Origin of the sequence: Rhizobium sp. L1K21 (assembly GCF_024055895.1) — a bacterium.
Lineage (GTDB): Bacteria > Pseudomonadota > Alphaproteobacteria > Rhizobiales > Rhizobiaceae > Ensifer_A.
In genome coordinates this window covers 1,748,936-1,763,185 of the sequence record NZ_JAMXLE010000001.1, presented here as the reverse complement: position 1 = coordinate 1,763,185, position 14,250 = coordinate 1,748,936, and the positions used below count along the sequence as shown (strand labels likewise).

At 56.8% G+C, this 14,250-nt stretch carries 16 protein-coding genes; 10 read left to right on the top strand and 6 right to left on the bottom strand.

Annotated elements, in window-relative coordinates:
* Positions 1 to 3 precede the first annotated feature (3 nt).
* Positions 4 to 381, top strand: a complete 378-nt coding sequence (locus NHF56_RS08415; protein WP_252803321.1) for a diacylglycerol kinase — start codon at positions 4 to 6, stop codon at positions 379 to 381.
* Between the two features lie 35 nt (positions 382 to 416).
* Here NHF56_RS08415 and NHF56_RS08410 read toward each other — a convergent pair whose 3' ends face one another.
* Positions 417 to 1,955, bottom strand: coding sequence for a HAMP domain-containing sensor histidine kinase (locus tag NHF56_RS08410; protein ID WP_252803319.1), 1,539 nt, complete (start codon positions 1,953 to 1,955; stop codon positions 417 to 419).
* 116 nt (positions 1,956 to 2,071) lie between these two features.
* On the opposite strand from NHF56_RS08410, the gene NHF56_RS08405 reads away from it, so the two are divergent.
* From NHF56_RS08405 to NHF56_RS08375, 7 genes are all read left to right on the top strand, one after another.
* The gene (locus NHF56_RS08405; protein ID WP_252803317.1) at positions 2,072 to 2,677 is read left to right on the top strand and encodes a thermonuclease family protein; all 606 of its coding nucleotides are present in this window, start codon (positions 2,072 to 2,074) and stop codon (positions 2,675 to 2,677) included.
* Positions 2,664 to 3,278 carry a glutathione S-transferase family protein gene (locus tag NHF56_RS08400; protein WP_252803315.1) on the top strand — a complete coding sequence of 205 codons (615 nt, stop codon included), beginning with the start codon at positions 2,664 to 2,666 and terminating at the stop codon, positions 3,276 to 3,278. Before NHF56_RS08405 ends, NHF56_RS08400 begins: the two co-directional genes overlap by 14 nt.
* On the top strand, positions 3,275 to 3,913 hold the full coding sequence (locus NHF56_RS08395; protein ID WP_252803313.1) for a uracil-DNA glycosylase family protein: 639 nt from the start codon (positions 3,275 to 3,277) through the stop codon (positions 3,911 to 3,913). Before NHF56_RS08400 ends, NHF56_RS08395 begins: the two co-directional genes overlap by 4 nt.
* Positions 3,914 to 3,980: 67 nt before the next feature.
* Positions 3,981 to 4,469: an Lrp/AsnC family transcriptional regulator gene (locus NHF56_RS08390; RefSeq protein ID WP_252803311.1), complete on the top strand. Its 489-nt coding sequence runs from the start codon at positions 3,981 to 3,983 to the stop codon at positions 4,467 to 4,469.
* A gap of 253 nt (positions 4,470 to 4,722) precedes the next feature.
* Positions 4,723 to 5,754, top strand: a complete 1,032-nt coding sequence (locus tag NHF56_RS08385) for a glycosyltransferase family 2 protein (RefSeq protein WP_252803309.1) — start codon at positions 4,723 to 4,725, stop codon at positions 5,752 to 5,754.
* Positions 5,751 to 6,191 carry a GtrA family protein gene (locus tag NHF56_RS08380; protein ID WP_252803308.1) on the top strand — a complete coding sequence of 147 codons (441 nt, stop codon included), beginning with the start codon at positions 5,751 to 5,753 and terminating at the stop codon, positions 6,189 to 6,191. Before NHF56_RS08385 ends, NHF56_RS08380 begins: the two co-directional genes overlap by 4 nt.
* Positions 6,095 to 7,873 (top strand): hypothetical protein, encoded by a 1,779-nt coding sequence (locus tag NHF56_RS08375; protein WP_252803306.1) that lies wholly within the window; start codon positions 6,095 to 6,097, stop codon positions 7,871 to 7,873. Before NHF56_RS08380 ends, NHF56_RS08375 begins: the two co-directional genes overlap by 97 nt.
* Before the next feature lie 141 nt (positions 7,874 to 8,014).
* Here NHF56_RS08375 and NHF56_RS08370 read toward each other — a convergent pair whose 3' ends face one another.
* The 3 genes from NHF56_RS08370 to NHF56_RS08360 all read right to left on the bottom strand — a co-directional run bounded on the left by NHF56_RS08370 (position 8,015) and on the right by NHF56_RS08360 (position 10,285).
* On the bottom strand, positions 8,015 to 9,265 hold the full coding sequence (locus NHF56_RS08370) for a cytochrome P450 (protein WP_252803304.1): 1,251 nt from the start codon (positions 9,263 to 9,265) through the stop codon (positions 8,015 to 8,017).
* 32 nt (positions 9,266 to 9,297) lie between these two features.
* On the bottom strand, positions 9,298 to 9,687 hold the full coding sequence (locus tag NHF56_RS08365; RefSeq protein WP_252803302.1) for an acyl-CoA thioesterase: 390 nt from the start codon (positions 9,685 to 9,687) through the stop codon (positions 9,298 to 9,300).
* Positions 9,688 to 9,790: 103 nt separating this feature from the next.
* A complete protein-coding gene (locus NHF56_RS08360) occupies positions 9,791 to 10,285 on the bottom strand; it encodes a hypothetical protein (protein WP_252803300.1) in 495 nt (164 codons plus the stop codon).
* Positions 10,286 to 10,374: 89 nt separating this feature from the next.
* On the opposite strand from NHF56_RS08360, the gene NHF56_RS08355 reads away from it, so the two are divergent.
* Positions 10,375 to 11,520, top strand: a complete 1,146-nt coding sequence (locus NHF56_RS08355) for an extensin family protein (protein WP_252803298.1) — start codon at positions 10,375 to 10,377, stop codon at positions 11,518 to 11,520.
* A 225-nt stretch (positions 11,521 to 11,745) separates the two neighbouring features.
* The gene (locus tag NHF56_RS08350) at positions 11,746 to 12,564 is read left to right on the top strand and encodes a sulfite exporter TauE/SafE family protein (RefSeq protein WP_252803296.1); all 819 of its coding nucleotides are present in this window, start codon (positions 11,746 to 11,748) and stop codon (positions 12,562 to 12,564) included.
* Here the strand turns inward: NHF56_RS08350 and NHF56_RS08345 are convergent.
* Together NHF56_RS08345 and gpt are read right to left on the bottom strand one after the other, a co-directional pair.
* Positions 12,551 to 13,702: a rhamnan synthesis F family protein gene (locus NHF56_RS08345; RefSeq protein WP_252803294.1), complete on the bottom strand. Its 1,152-nt coding sequence runs from the start codon at positions 13,700 to 13,702 to the stop codon at positions 12,551 to 12,553. The two genes, NHF56_RS08350 and NHF56_RS08345, sit on opposite strands and share 14 nt — an antisense overlap.
* An 11-nt stretch (positions 13,703 to 13,713) precedes the next feature.
* The gene (gene gpt, locus NHF56_RS08340; RefSeq protein WP_252803292.1) at positions 13,714 to 14,211 is read right to left on the bottom strand and encodes a xanthine phosphoribosyltransferase; all 498 of its coding nucleotides are present in this window, start codon (positions 14,209 to 14,211) and stop codon (positions 13,714 to 13,716) included.
* Between the last annotated feature and the right edge of the window lie 39 nt (positions 14,212 to 14,250).

Below are 14,250 nucleotides of genomic sequence, written 5' to 3'. Positions count from 1 at the left end.
CCGATGACCCAGCCCAATGAACCACCCTTCAAGAAAGAAACCGGGTTCAGACATTTTCTCGCAGCGGCACGCTACTCGTGGCAGGGCTTTTGGCGCCTGGTCAAGGAATCTGCGTTTCGCCAGGAACTGGCCGCCTTTTTCGGCGGTCTCCTCATCCTGCTCTTCTGGGGCGTGGGGCTTGATCGCCTGCTGATCTTCACCGTGCTGATGCTGATCCTCTTTGCGGTCGAGGCGCTGAATACGGCTGTTGAAGAGCTGGTAGACCGTGTCTCGCCGGAATATTCCAAGGCAGGCAAACACGCCAAGGATTTAGGTTCCTTTGCCGTGGCCTGTCTGATCGGCGCGAATGCGATCTATTTTCTGTGGGCGCTTTTCTTCTAGCGGCGAGGCCGGCAGATATTCGCCATGAAGGTCGGTCAGGCAAATGTCGGGTTTCGACGTTTGTTGGCCCGAACCTCTTCGACTGCCGCCACGCTCTGGAGAACGCGTTTGGCCGGCAGGATGGCGATGACCTCTGTGCCTTCGCGCAGCTTTGATTTGAGGACAAAATCACCGCCATGTTTAGCCAGAAGCGCCTGGACGATCGGCAGACCGAGGCCAGTTCCCTGTTCTGCGCTCTTGATGGCGATGGAACCCTGACCAAATGCGGAGAGCACAACAGGAATTTCGTCTTCCGATATGCCGGGGCCATTGTCCTTGATCGAGACATACTGCCCGCCACCGGCCGTCCAGCCGACCTTGACGGTGATCTCACCGGATTGCGGGGTGAATTTCACGGCATTGGAGAGCAGGTTGAGCACGATCTGGCGCATCGATTTTTCGTCGGCCCAGACAGCGGGCATGCCCGGTTCAAACTGTTCGTTGATGCGGATGCTCTTGTTGTTGGCTTTCAGTTGAACCATGCCGATGCAGTCTTCGGCCACATCCGTGAGCGATACGGCGGTTTCCTGCAGTTCGTAGCGTCCGGCCTCGATGCGGGAAAGATCGAGAATCTCGTTGATGAGATTCAGGAGGTGCTTGCCCGAATTGTTGATGTCGTTTGCATATTCCTTGTACATCGGGTTGTTGAGCGGTCCCATGACTTCGTTCGACATGACTTCCGAAAAGCCGAGAATGGCATTCAGCGGCGTGCGCAATTCGTGGCTCATGGAGGCCAGGAAGCGGGATTTGGCGAGGTTGGCATCCTCGGCGCGCCGACGTGCCTCATCTGAAACCGCCTTGGCAACCTCGAGTTCGGCAATCAGATCGTCTTTCTCGGACCGGAAGGACATGATCTGGCGACCGGAACGCTGCAGCCTTCCGGTGACATAAACAAAAAACGTGGCGGTGGTGGCCAGAGTGGCAACGAGACCCATATCCAGCGCATTCTGGCTGAGCCATGTTTGAAATGTCAGTGCGGCCACAGTCGGCACGAAGATTGAAAGTACCGCGCCGCGCAACATGAAGGCCGACATCGCGCTTGCCGCCAGTGCAACAAGCAGGGAAGCACCCTTATAGGCCGTGAAGGCCATGGGAACACAGTTCGTGCAAGCTTGCAGAGCAAAGAGCGCCCAACAGATGCCCATGGCGGTCTGCATGAGATTGAGACGCCAAATCCAGCTGCGCGCATTATCCTGTGTTACCGCTTTTCCGGACTTGATTGCTCTGATTGCGAAAACATGGAGCGCATGCAACGTGAGGGTGAAGAGCGCCCACTGGAAATGTCCGGTGGACGTGCCAAGCCAAAATCCGGCCAGGGTGATCAATCCAACGAGAAGCGGAATGGCTGCAGCACTCTGCAGGGCCGAATCGAGATAAAGTTCGATGAATTCGTGCTCGAAATGCGACAGTCCGTCGCCGCCATTCTGCAGGCGGGAACGGGTCGAGCGGACAGCCTTCAACACCTCGCTGTTGCGATGGTGCTTTGTCTTATCGACAATAATCTTGTCCGGCGACGATTTCACGTCCATACGCATTACTATTGCCTACCCCGATTACGCGCGCGATCAAAAACGTAAACGGAAATCGTTAAGAAGATGCTTCCGGAAAGGAATCGTTTTCCATGAGCGGGAACCGCGCGGGGAGACCTCTTGTGCACAGAAAATCGAATCGTGTCAGTTCTCTACGCAGCGTTGTTACAACTGTTGCATTTCTGTTTTTGCTGGCCCTGATTGCCGCAGAACTGTCCCGAAACGAACCGCATGAGTTGATGGGCCATGCCGGCGTGAGCGACGGCGACACCTTGACGCTGAATGCGCAGCGCGTGCGTCTCAAGGGGATCGATGCGCCTGAACTGCAGCAGCAATGCGAAAGAGATGGCAAGAATTGGCCATGTGGTCTGGCAGCGCGCATGGCACTGAAGAAGAAGCTTGGCGGCAAGGAAATTCGTTGCAGCGGCACTGCATTCTATCGATATGGCCGCCTGTTGGCTTTGTGCGCTGCAGGCCGCAAGGACTTCAATGCCTGGATGGTGCTTCAAGGCTGGGCGGTGGCCTATGGCGGCTACGCACGCGAGGAAGCGCAGGCCAGACAGGCGGGGAAGGGCGTCTGGCAAGGCACATTCGAACGTCCGGAGGTCTGGCGGCGAAACCGGCAGGCTGCGGATGAAGACAATGAAAGGCTTGTAATACCTTTCCTCTGCGCCAAATTTGGTGTCTTGTGCGCTGAAACAGGAGGAAACGAGAATGAAACTTTTTGATGGGGGCAGGGCACCCAATCCGCGTCGTGTTGACATTTTTTTGCGGGAAAAAGGAATCGAAATCGAACGTGTGCCGGTCGACATGGGTGCGCTTGGTCACAAGGCTCCGGAAATTACCGCGCTTAACCCGCTGCAGCGCCTGCCTGTGCTGCAACTCGACGATGGCACGGTGATCTGCGAGAGCGTTGCAATTTGCCGCTATTTCGAGGAAATCCATCCCGAACCCAATCTTTTTGGTGCGACCCCACTTGAACGGGCGCAGGTGGAAATGTGGAACCGCCGCGCTGAGCTGAGTTTCTTAGGCGCCGTTGCCGCCGCCTTCCGCCACATCCACCCTGCCATGAAGGAATGGGAGGTGCCGCAAGTGCCTGAATGGGGCGAGGTGAACAAACCGAAGGCGGTAGAATTCCTGATATTCCTGAATAGCGAACTTGCCGGACGCGACTATATTGCCGGCGATCGCTTTACCATCGCCGATATCACCATGGCGGTTGGTTTTGACTTCATGAAGCCTGCGCGCATTACCTGTCCGCCGGAGCTGGAAAATGTTCTGGCCTGGCATCAGCGCGTTGCTGCGCGGCCCTCCATGTCGGTGACATGAAGAAAGATCACCCAGACAGGGTTGCTGCACTGGAAACGGTGATTGCCGCCTGCCGCATATGCCGCGAAGCACCGCGACCGAATGCGCCACCGTTGCCGCATGAACCGCGCCCGGTGGCCGTTCTCTCCAGCCAGGCGCGCATTCTCATTGCTGGCCAAGCACCGGGCCTGAAGGTGCATGAGACGGGAATAACCTTCAACGATGCCTCGGGAAACCGGCTGCGCGACTGGCTGGGCGTCGACCGGGAGACATTCTACGACCGGTCGAAATTCGCCATCGTGCCGATGGGCTTTTGTTTTCCGGGCTATGACGAAAAAGGCAGTGACCTGCCGCCACGTAAGGAATGTGCCCCAACGTGGAGGCAAGCGGTGATAGCCGCAATGCCGCAGGTGGAGCTGGTGCTGGCGATCGGCCAATATGCGCAAGGCTGGCATCTGGGCGAAAAACGCCTGAAAAGCATGACGGAAACGGTGTTGAACTGGCGCGCCTATCTGGGTTCGAATGCTGAAGGTCCGAAGGTTTTGCCGCTGCCGCATCCAAGCTGGCGCAACACCGGCTGGCTGAAGAAAAACCCCTGGTTTGAAGAAGAGCTGCTGCCCGTCTTGAAAGCGCTTGTGCGAGACTATACGGAATGAAATAATATTTCTCACACGCGGTCGGAATCACGGCTGCGATAGGATATCTTTTCGAAAGGGTTTTCGATTGGACCGTTTGGACCGAAAAATTCTCCGGCTCCTGCAGGAGGACACGACGCTTGCCGTAGCCGACCTTGCCAAGAAGGTGGGGCTTTCCACCACACCCTGCTGGCGGCGCATTCAAAAGATGGAAGAAGAGGGCGTCATCCGTGGCCGCGTTGCGCTTCTGAACCCGGAAAAAGTGAACACCAAGGTCACGGTTTTTGTTTCCATTCGCACCAACATGCATTCGCAGGAATGGCTGAAGCGTTTTTCCGAAGTGGTCGGCGAGTTTCCCGAAGTGGTCGAATTCTACCGAATGAGTGGCGATGTCGACTATCTCCTGAAAGTGGTCGTACCCGATATCGCCGCCTATGACGCCTTTTACAAGCGCATGATCTCCAAGATCGAAATCCGCGACGTCTCTTCGACCTTCGCGATGGAGCAGATCAAATACACAACCCAACTGCCGCTGGACTACATGCTGCTGGAAGCGCCGAAATCGGGCGAAGCGTGAATGACCGCAATGGTTTCCTTCGCGGTGGCCATAGTGCTCCACGCCGTCTCCCAGTGGCCAACAGTGTGGCAAACAGCGGTCCTTCAGGCGCGTTTATAGCGAGGGAAGCCGACAGAAGGCCAGTGATCCAGACCATCTGAAAAAAAATTAGTGAACCGACGGCCTCAGGGCACGGCAAGTTGAGGCTGCATTAAGCATCGGTTTACGCAAAAGGTGCACAGTCCAACCGAACATAACCCGCGCAGGTTTAGTGATGTCGGAACTGGCCCGTCCTTTGAAATTGTCGATTGTTGCCCCGTGTTACAACGAGGAGCTGGTGCTTGAGGAGTTTTGCCGCCGCGCTGTAGGTGTCGGACATTCTGCAGCCGAAGGCTCTTTTGAGGTGGTGCTTGTAGATGACGGCTCGAAGGATGGGACCTGGGATGCGATTTGCGAACAGGCAAAACGCTACCCGGAGATCGTCGGCATCAAACTGATGCGCAACCACGGACACCAACTGGCGGCAACCGCAGGACTTTCTCACGCCGGTGGTGAGCGCATTCTGCTGATCGATGCTGATCTGCAAGATCCGCCGGAACTGCTTCTCATGATGATGCCCGTCATGGACAATGGAGCCGATGTCGTTTACGGGCAGCGCCAGAGCCGACAAGGGGAGACCTGGTTCAAGCTGGCTACGGCGAAGGCATTTTACCGTATTTTGCCGTGGCTGGCCGACACCGAGATTCCGCGCGACACCGGAGATTTTCGCTTGATGTCCCGTCGCGTTGTTGACCTGCTGATGGCCATGCCGGAGCGCGATCGTTTTTTGCGCGGAATGGTTAGTTGGGTGGGTGGAAAACAGGTTGCGCTTCCCTATGAACGTCATGAGCGCTTTGCCGGCTCAACCGGCTATCCGCTCGCAAAAATGATCAGTTTCGCAACCGACGCAATTACCAGCTTTTCAGTCAAACCTCTTCGCCTTGCCGCCTGGCTCGGCTTCTTCTCTGCCCTGGCTGCTGCCGGGATGGCAGTTTATTCGATCTGGCGCTGGGCTTCAGGGGAGACAGTCTCTGGCTGGGCGAGCACGATGGTCGTGATGACGTTTTTCAGTGCAGTACAGCTCCTCACGCTCGGCATCATGGGGGAATACATCGGGCGACTGGTTCAACAGGCAAAAGGCCGACCTCTTTTCATGGTTGACCAGATCATTGGAGATCGAGAGACAATTCCTTCGCATTTGCATCGGCCAAATTATGAGGAAGAAGAAAGCGTCCAACCGCGTTTGGCGACGTCGAGGCGTCAGTGACATTGTTTCAGATGAGACCAATCCCGCTCAGCGAGATCGCAACGTTTACGCGATATGCGATGACAGGTCTGGCCAACACGGCCGTTGATGCCTCCTTTTTTTCTGTCCTGGTTTTGACCGGCGTTCCACCAAGTGCGGCCAACCTCCTTGGCTTCCTTGCAGGTGCGATCAACAGTTTTGCCATGAACCGGCATTTTACCTTCCGCGACCACAATAGCAGCAGTTTGATGGAGACATTGAATACACTTGCCGCATTTGCCTCGGTCACCGCATTTTGCAGCGGCATAACGTATATCAGCTTCGAAGCTGTAAGACCCTATTTTGGAATTGCGAGCGCAAAGTGCTGCGCAATCGCTCTCACAGTGGTCTGTGGTTACCTGTTGAACCGGTTTTTTGTCTTCAGACGCAGGGTCAGTCCGGAAGAAAAAGTACAATGACAGAAGGATTGAACCGCGACGGGAGGCTGTTGCTTGGCGGTGCAGTTGGCGCTTACTTGGTTTTCGTCCTGCTCATGGTTGTGCTGGTCGATATGCCACCGCTGCTAGACTATCCAAATCATTTCTCACGCATCTGGCTGCTTTCCGGCGGTGTCGATCTGGCACCTTTGTCATCGATGTACGAGATAGACTGGCAGCGGGCGTCAACCAACATCGGGATCGACCTTGTGGCGTTTTGGCTCGGGCCGACATTGGGCGCGGAGGCAATCGCCAAGTCAGCGCTATATCTGGCGATTGTTTTGCCGCCGCTCGGCGCGATTGCCCTGAGCCGAACGGTGTTTGGGCAGTGGAGCCTCTGGCAGATAGGGATTGTCTTCGCATCCTGGTGTGCCACGATGATGGGCGGTTTCTTGAACTTTCAGATCAGCCTCGGTCTGGCACTCCTGTTTGCTGCCGCCGATTTGAAGCTTCGCCGCTTCGGGCAGATCGTTATCTTTCCCTATCGAGTTCTCGCCTTCGGCCTCATATTGGTGGACCATATTTTTGGCGCATGTTTCTTCGCCCTGATCGTGGGCGCGCTTTATGTGAGAAACATAAAGGACGTATTTGCAGACAGAACCGCGTTTTTGCGATTTTTGCTGCAAATGCTGCTGGCCGCCGCGGCATTTGCTATCCCTCTGGCGACTTTCCTTTACGCGGATTCCGCCTTGCTGACGGATCAAGCTGATCCGGCAGGCGTGGTTTGGAAACACTCACTGGCGATGCAAGTTGCAAATCTCTTGTCGGCACTGGAATCCTACTATCTCTTGATCGATGTATTATTCGCAAGCCTGATCCTGTTGGCCGTAGGAAGATTGAGAAAGAATGCTGGAGGTGAGATACACCATGGCTTGTTGCTTGCGATGCTGCTCTTGCTGTTGATCGCAATCGCCTCGCCACTCCACGCAGCCGCAACCGGCTGGATCAGTTGGCGTTTTCCAATCATGGCCCTGCTTCTGGCATTTGCGATGTATCTTCCGCCGCCACTGGTAACCCGGCGTGACCTTGCCGTCGTTGCCGTCCTTCTATTGACCGCTACATTTGGGCGAACCATCTGGGTCGCAGGGAATTGGTATATGTACCAATCCGATGTGCGCGATGTGAGAACCGCGCTCGCTGACGTTCCTGCTGGATCAGCTGTTTTGGGAACACGTTACGGCCTATGGATGAGCCCGTCACCAGCGTTCTCCGCACGTACGAGTTCCTGGGGCTTCGATACCTACAGGCATCTGACGACATTGGCTGTCCCTTATGCCAAGTCTTTCGTGCCAACCCTCTTCACTGCGAAGGGCAAGCAGCCGATCAAGGTTAAATCCGCCTGGATCGATTCTGACGTGCCAGAGGGAAACCTGATTCCGATTACCGCACTGGCATGCAACAACATTCCATTGAACATGTATCTAAGCGACCGACCTGATCCGGAATGGCGAAAGAAATTTGACTTCCTTCTCGTGTTCAACGCGGACGTACCCGAAAACCCAGAGCGCTTCGTTCCCGGTGGACTGACGCTTGTTCGAAAGACGGATTTTGTTGAATTGTACAAGGTGAGCAACCAAAGCTGGCTTGCCCCGCAAAATGCCGAATACCAACAGACTTGTGAAAAGCTGCTGGACCAGGCGAAGCAATATTTCAGCGCAAACTGAGCTCGACGTCTGAAGCTCCGATTGACTTGAGAATTGCTCAATATGCGCGGGTTTCCGTGCCGATGTGAGGCCTCGGACGCCGACGTATTGCGCGCCTTCAAGGCCACATCAACCATCAAAGCCTGAAATAGGCCAACCATCTCACCAGGTGAGATCGAGCCGTTCGAGACCGTGAAAATGGTAGACGTCTTTCACGGTTGGGGGTTCCTTCCGCTTCAGGCCGGGCAGACGGGAAAACAGGATCGGCAGCGCGATCTGCAGTTCCAGGCGGGCAAGCGGTGCGCCGATGCAGAAATGGATGCCGGCGCCGAAGGAAAGGTTCTGGCCTTCATCGCGATCGGGTTTGAAGCTGAGAGGATCGGAGAACTTTTCGCCGTCGAGATTGGCAGCTGCCAGGATGAGGCCGATCTTGTCGCCTTTCTTGAACGGAATGCCTTCGATTTCCATGTCTTCCAGAACCCAGCGCTCGAAAATGTGAACCGGGGCGGAAATGCGGAAACACTCCTCCACCGTGCGCTCGGTTGCCGTCTCGTCACGGAAGAGGTCGGCAGGGTCGAAGCCGCTTTCCAGAATGATGTTCACGGCGTTGCCGATCTGGTGGACGGTCGCCTCGTGACCGGCATTCAAAAGGACGATTGCCGTGGAGACGAGTTCATCCTCGCTCAGGATTTCGCCGTTTTTGTCCGGCTGCAGCATGAGGGTAAGAAGGTCGTCTTTGGGGGCCTTGCGCTTTTCCTCTGCCAGTTCCAGCACGTAATCGGCAAATTCCTGCGCGGCCTTGTTGGCGCGATGCTCGTCTTCCTCGGTCTTGCCGAACTGGTACATGCGCACATAATCATGCGACCAATCGAGCAACTGACGGCTCATGGAGACCGGAACGCCCATCATGCGGGCAATGATGGTGACGGGGATAATCTCGGCAAATTCGGCCAGCAGCTCCACTTCGCCGCGTTTTTCAAATCCGTCGATCAGCTGATGGGTGAGGGCCTCTATATCGGGGCGCAGTTTTTCCACATGGCGGGACACGAAGGCACGATTGACCAATTTGCGCAGCCGTGTGTGTTCCGGTGGCTCAAGCTCGAGAAGCGACTTCGACTCGGCGCGGTCAAATGCCGCCAGATGCGGACAGGCGGGCGGCAGGCCAATGTCTTCGCGGCTTGCAACATGGGTGATCTGGCGGCCCAGCCGGCGGTCGCGCAACAGCGCATTCACCTGCGCATAGCCGGAAAAGTACCATTGCTTCTGTTCCTTCCAGAAGAAGGTGGGTGTCTCGGCATGCAGCGCGGCATAGGCAACATTCGGGGCACCGAAAAAGGCGTGGGCACGGGCGTCAAGGGAGACGTGGCGTGTTTCAGGGTCGATGTGCAGAAAGGACTGTGTGTTCATGCCCATTCGCTAACCGATTTTGACCGTTTGGAAAAGAATTATTCTTCGGCCGGGATCGGTGTCGGCTTGCCGTCCTTGTCGAGTGCGACCATGACGAATTGCGCGTCGGTGACCTTTTGCATCAGGTCGCTGAGATAGCGCTGCGCCCAGACCTCGATTTTCAGCGTCATGGAGGTGCGTCCGACACTCTGGATGGAGGAATAGACGCAAAGCGTATCGCCGATTTTCACCGGCATGGCGAATTCCATTTCCTTCACCGCTGCAGTGACGACGCGGCCCCGCGCACGCTCTGCAGCGGCAATGCCGCAGGCAAGGTCCATCTGCGCCATCACCCAGCCGCCGAAAATATCGCCGGCTGCATTGGCGTCACCCGGCATGGCGAGGGTTCGCAGTGTCAATTGTCCGGTGGGGGTCGTCTGTTCGGGCATGGGCGGGCATTCCTTCAAATTCGCACTGGAGACACATTGAGGTTTCGCACGTTGATGTCAAATCGCATGCCTCTCTATCCTCAGCCGTTTTGAAAAGCACAGCTCAGTCCGAGCAGGCATCAACCACCTCGGCAATGGCACCCGTTGCGCCGGACAGCGGAAATTCGAGGGCGGGAATGTCGTCTGATATGCTCGAAACCGAAAGGCTTGCACCGTCGTTCTGTGTCAGCAGTTTGAAGAGTGGGCCGTCGGCAGGCAGATCCACGATCAATGTGCCATCCATGGCCTGAAAGGAAAGCGTGGTTTCAAGCGATTGGCTGCCCACGGAAAAGCGGTAGGATCCTTGATAATCCAGTCCGCCGTTTGGAAGCGTGTCGAGCGCGGCGCTGTCGACTTGCAGATCCATGATATCGCCGATGCACTGGATGTAGAGGGCCGTGTGCTCACCGGTGCAGATCGAGGCGGTCATGGCTTCACCACCCTCGGTCTCCCAGACCGCCGTCTCCCATGTGCCGCAACTGGATTGCGCTGCCGCCTGGGTGGCCCAACACCCGGCAATGGTGAGGAAAATGAGCAGTCCAGACATCCTTCCGAGCATGAAAGCCTCCCGCGAAAGGTATTGTTAAAACTTGGTTGATAAATTGCACCGGATTGAATTGTTTTGCGTAACCGGGGTGTCATCCAGTCATGGCGTATACACCTTTTCTCCCAAGGTCTCTATTATCCGTTGTTCTGATGGCGGGGCTGACGTCCTGCTACGATGATCTGGCACCGCCGGCGACCCTCGGGCCGAGCGTGCGCGCCGCACCGGTAACGACCAGCGCACCGACGCAAGTTTCCTATGCCGCGCCGGAAAATCCGGTCAGCAAAGCTGCAGGTGCTGTCGATTATTTGAACACACCCAACCTGGCTGGCGTCAAAAACGACAGGCGGACCACTGCACCGCTGGATCAGACCGAGGTGGCGACCTACAGTGCGCCGCCGGAAGTGAACATGGATGGTGCGCTCGGGCTTTCGACGAATGCAGCGGGCGAGCCGCAGATTGCCGAGGCCAATACAAGCGAGCCGGTGATTGGCGGCATCGGAACGGATCGCCTGGTCAACGAGAACAGTCAACAGACATCTGCCGGCGGCAACCTTTGGGAGGGCCAGCCGCTGGTGATTGGAACGCCACCAAACCCGCCGGCTGCAGAACCGGAACAGATTGCCTTCAATCCAGGAAACCCCATTGTCGAGCCGCAGGCCGCACCGCAGACACGGCCTCAAAATGTGATGCCCGCCTCGGAGCTGCGCTGCCGGGCGGAGTTGAAACGGCTCGGTGGTGTCTTCAAGGAACTGCCGCCCATTCATGATAGCGCCAGTTGCAACATTCCCTATCCGTTGAAGCTGGAGGCCGTTTCCGGCGATATTGATGTCAAACCGGATGCGACGTTGAATTGCCAGATGGCGCTGACTTTTGCCAAATGGGTGAAGGACGAGGTTGTGCCGGCGGCGCGCATCCGCTATCTTTCCGGCGTCAAATCCATTCGCCAGATGTCGTCCTACTCTTGCCGTCGCATGAATTCGAGCTCGAGCAACCCCTGGTCGGAACATGCCAGCGGCAATGCGATTGATGTCGGCGAGATCACGCTGAACAACGGCAAGGAAATCGACGTGCGCAAGAAAGGCTTCTTCGCCTTCCGCGAGAAGGGTCTGCTCAAGGCTGTGCGCTCGGATTCCTGCAAGTATTTTAACACGGTGCTTGGGCCGGGAAGCGACCGGCACCATAAAGACCATTTCCATTTCGACTTAAGAGACCGCCACGGTGGCAAGCGGTACTGCAGCATGGGCTGAAAAGAAGCAGCCCCAAAAAAAATGACCGGTCGGGGGACCGGTCAAAAGTTGCGTCTTGGGGTAGACACAATGGAAGCAGGACGGTGTCCAGGGCGTATGGACAAGTCGATAGCGGCCAATAATTGAGAGCCACAGTACCGTCCTGAGCCAATGTGTACTTGCTGGCGGTTTCACTTTTGTGACAAGGCTTTATCCATCTCGTGTTTTTGGTTGTGGAGTGGGATAATGCCGCCAATTGAAGAATTGCTGATGTTTGCGGTGGCGCTGGCTGGCGCCGGCGCGGTGGCCGGCCTGTTGGCGGGCCTGTTCGGGATCGGCGGCGGCGCGATCCTCGTTCCGGTCTTCTTTCAGGTCTTCGGGCTTCTGGGCGTGGACGAGGCGGTGCGCATGCATCTTTCGGTGGGAACATCGCTTGCCATCATCGTTCCGACCTCCATTCGCTCCTATATGGCCCACAGGGCGCGCGGCGCGGTGGACGAAAAATTGCTGAAGGGCTGGGTGATTGCCGTGCCTGCCGGCGCACTCATTGCAGCGGCAATCGCAGCCGATGCATCCAGCTTTACGCTCAGGCTGATATTCGCGTTGATTTCACTGCTGATCGCCTTCCGGATGATCTTCAACCGTGACCATTGGCGCATCGGCGACGATTTGCCGAAGAACCCGGTGCGTTTTCTGGTTGGTGTCCTGATCGGCGTTCTTTCCGGCCTGATGGGGATTGGCGGCGGGGTTTTGAACAACACGTTCATGACGCTGTTCAACCGCCCCGTTCATCAGGCGGTGGCGACGTCGGCGGGGGTCGGCGTCTTGATTTCCATTCCCGGCCTGATTGGCTACGTGATTGCCGGCTGGGGTGAACCCGGACTGCCGCCGCTCTCGACTGGCTTCATCAACTGGATTGCCGTTGCCATGATCGTGCCGGTGACGCTGCTGGTCGCGCCGCTCGGCGTGAAACTGGCGCATGCCATGACCAAGCGTCAGCTCAATATCGGCTTCGGCATTTTCCTGATTCTGGTATCAGCGCGCTTTTTCCTCAGCCTGATTTGAGCGGCTTGAGCGCGGCTTCCCGCAGGATCATATCGCCGGTTTCTCCGCCAATCCGGCGGGCGATGGCAAGCGTGCTGTCGCGCCCGTCCTCATTGAGCGAAAGTGGTAGCTTTTTGAGGAAGTGAAACTGCCGATAGGGGATGGAATAGGCCGGCAGCGCATAGACCGCACCGCAGCGCGCCGCCGCCGCCAGGATGAATGCGATCTTGTCGGCGCGTGTCACGTCTGAGACCTTCGCCGTCAGCACGCGGTTCTTCAGTTCCAAGAGCTCGCGGTTTTCCAACGCAACAATATGCGGCAGGATGGCATCAAGCGCACTGTCGCTTAACGCCTCAAGCTCTCTGTCCAAGCCGTCCAGCTCCAGCGTGCAGCCATGGCTGAAACCGCGTCTGATCACCCATTGGGAAACGCCCAGTTCGCCACGGCGAACCGTCAGGCCCTTGTCGTTTCTGATATCCAGCGTCTTCCAATATTTCAGAAAGCCCTCGGATTTCAGAATATTGGCGGAAAAGGACAAGGCATAGGACGCATAATAGAAATTGCGGCGGCTGCGGTCGATCTGCCACGCAATGGCCTTGTAGTCGTTCGGATTGGCGCGCGGCATGATATTGTTGTAGGTCGCGCAGGCAAAATCGACACCAAGAGCGCGTGCGCGCGCAAACCAGCTCTCGGTTTGCGGAACAAGCCAGCAGGAGTCGTTGAGCAGCCAAAGCCGGTCAAGCGTCTGAAGCCGCTCTCTGATGTGTAGAACGCCATCGCGATAACCGCCGAAATCGTAACCGATGTTCGGGCGTTCGATGATCAGGCTGGTTCGCCCGTTCAGTTTGTCGCGGTCCTGCGCTGAGAGGGCGACATTGGAAACGATCACCGGCGATATTCCGGCGTCGCGCATTGCTTCAATCGCCGCGAGATGGGATTCCTGAACACCCCTGGAGGGAAAGATCAGGTAAATGCAAACCTCATTGCCAAAAGGTACACTGCCAGCGGTCTGCACAATTTTCCTGGCTTCCACCCGGTCGTACCAGCGGCGGAAATAAACCCGGCGGATGATCTCCAGCGGCGTTCCGAAAATCTTCCTGAAAACCCGCTTGATTTCGCGCAGGACTTTCCAGCCCGGTATTTTCCTGATCGTCGCCACCGGCTAAGCCTTCAGCCCTGATGCCCGTCGGCAATCGGTTTCTGATAGGTGAATCCCATGTCCCAGGGGAAGTAGATCCAGGTGTCCTGGCTGACCTCGGTGACGAAGGTATCGATGGTGGGAACGCCCTTCGGCTTTGCGTAGACGCAGGCGAAATGAGCGTTCGGCACCATTTTGCGCACCTGGGCGGCCGTCTTGCCGCTATCGGTCAGGTCGTCGACGACGAGGACCCTTTCACCGCCATTTTCCAGAAGTGGTTCGGAAATGCCCTTGAGCACGGCCATGTCCCCCTGGGTGACATAATCGTGATAGGAGGCGATGCAGACGGTGTCGATGAGGCGGATATTCAGCTCGCGCGAAATGATGGCTGCCGGGACAAGCCCGCCACGGGTGATGCACACGATGGATTTGAAATCCCGGTTGAGGCCAGCCAGACGCCAGGCCAGCGCACGCGCATCACGGTGAAACTGATCCCAGGAAACGGGGAAAGCTTTTTCGGGCAGGGACATCGGCAGGCTCCAGACGATCTCATCATAAAAAAACGTGCG

Excerpts from the sequence above, each read along its gene's own strand:
- NHF56_RS08385 (WP_252803309.1), top strand. The coding sequence starts at position 4,723 with ATGTCGGAACTGGCCCGTCCTTTGAAATTGTCGATTGTTGCCCCGTGT.
- NHF56_RS08400 (WP_252803315.1), top strand. The coding sequence starts at position 2,664 with ATGAAACTTTTTGATGGGGGCAGGGCACCCAATCCGCGTCGTGTTGAC.
- NHF56_RS08355 (WP_252803298.1), top strand. The coding sequence starts at position 10,375 with ATGGCGTATACACCTTTTCTCCCAAGGTCTCTATTATCCGTTGTTCTG.
- NHF56_RS08410 (WP_252803319.1), bottom strand. The coding sequence starts at position 1,955 with ATGCGTATGGACGTGAAATCGTCGCCGGACAAGATTATTGTCGATAAG.
- gpt (WP_252803292.1), bottom strand. The coding sequence starts at position 14,211 with ATGTCCCTGCCCGAAAAAGCTTTCCCCGTTTCCTGGGATCAGTTTCAC.
- NHF56_RS08395 (WP_252803313.1), top strand. The coding sequence starts at position 3,275 with ATGAAGAAAGATCACCCAGACAGGGTTGCTGCACTGGAAACGGTGATT.
- NHF56_RS08350 (WP_252803296.1), top strand. The coding sequence starts at position 11,746 with ATGCCGCCAATTGAAGAATTGCTGATGTTTGCGGTGGCGCTGGCTGGC.
- NHF56_RS08365 (WP_252803302.1), bottom strand. The coding sequence starts at position 9,687 with ATGCCCGAACAGACGACCCCCACCGGACAATTGACACTGCGAACCCTC.
- NHF56_RS08370 (WP_252803304.1), bottom strand. The coding sequence starts at position 9,265 with ATGGGCATGAACACACAGTCCTTTCTGCACATCGACCCTGAAACACGC.
- NHF56_RS08415 (WP_252803321.1), top strand. The coding sequence starts at position 4 with ATGACCCAGCCCAATGAACCACCCTTCAAGAAAGAAACCGGGTTCAGA.
- NHF56_RS08360 (WP_252803300.1), bottom strand. The coding sequence starts at position 10,285 with ATGCTCGGAAGGATGTCTGGACTGCTCATTTTCCTCACCATTGCCGGG.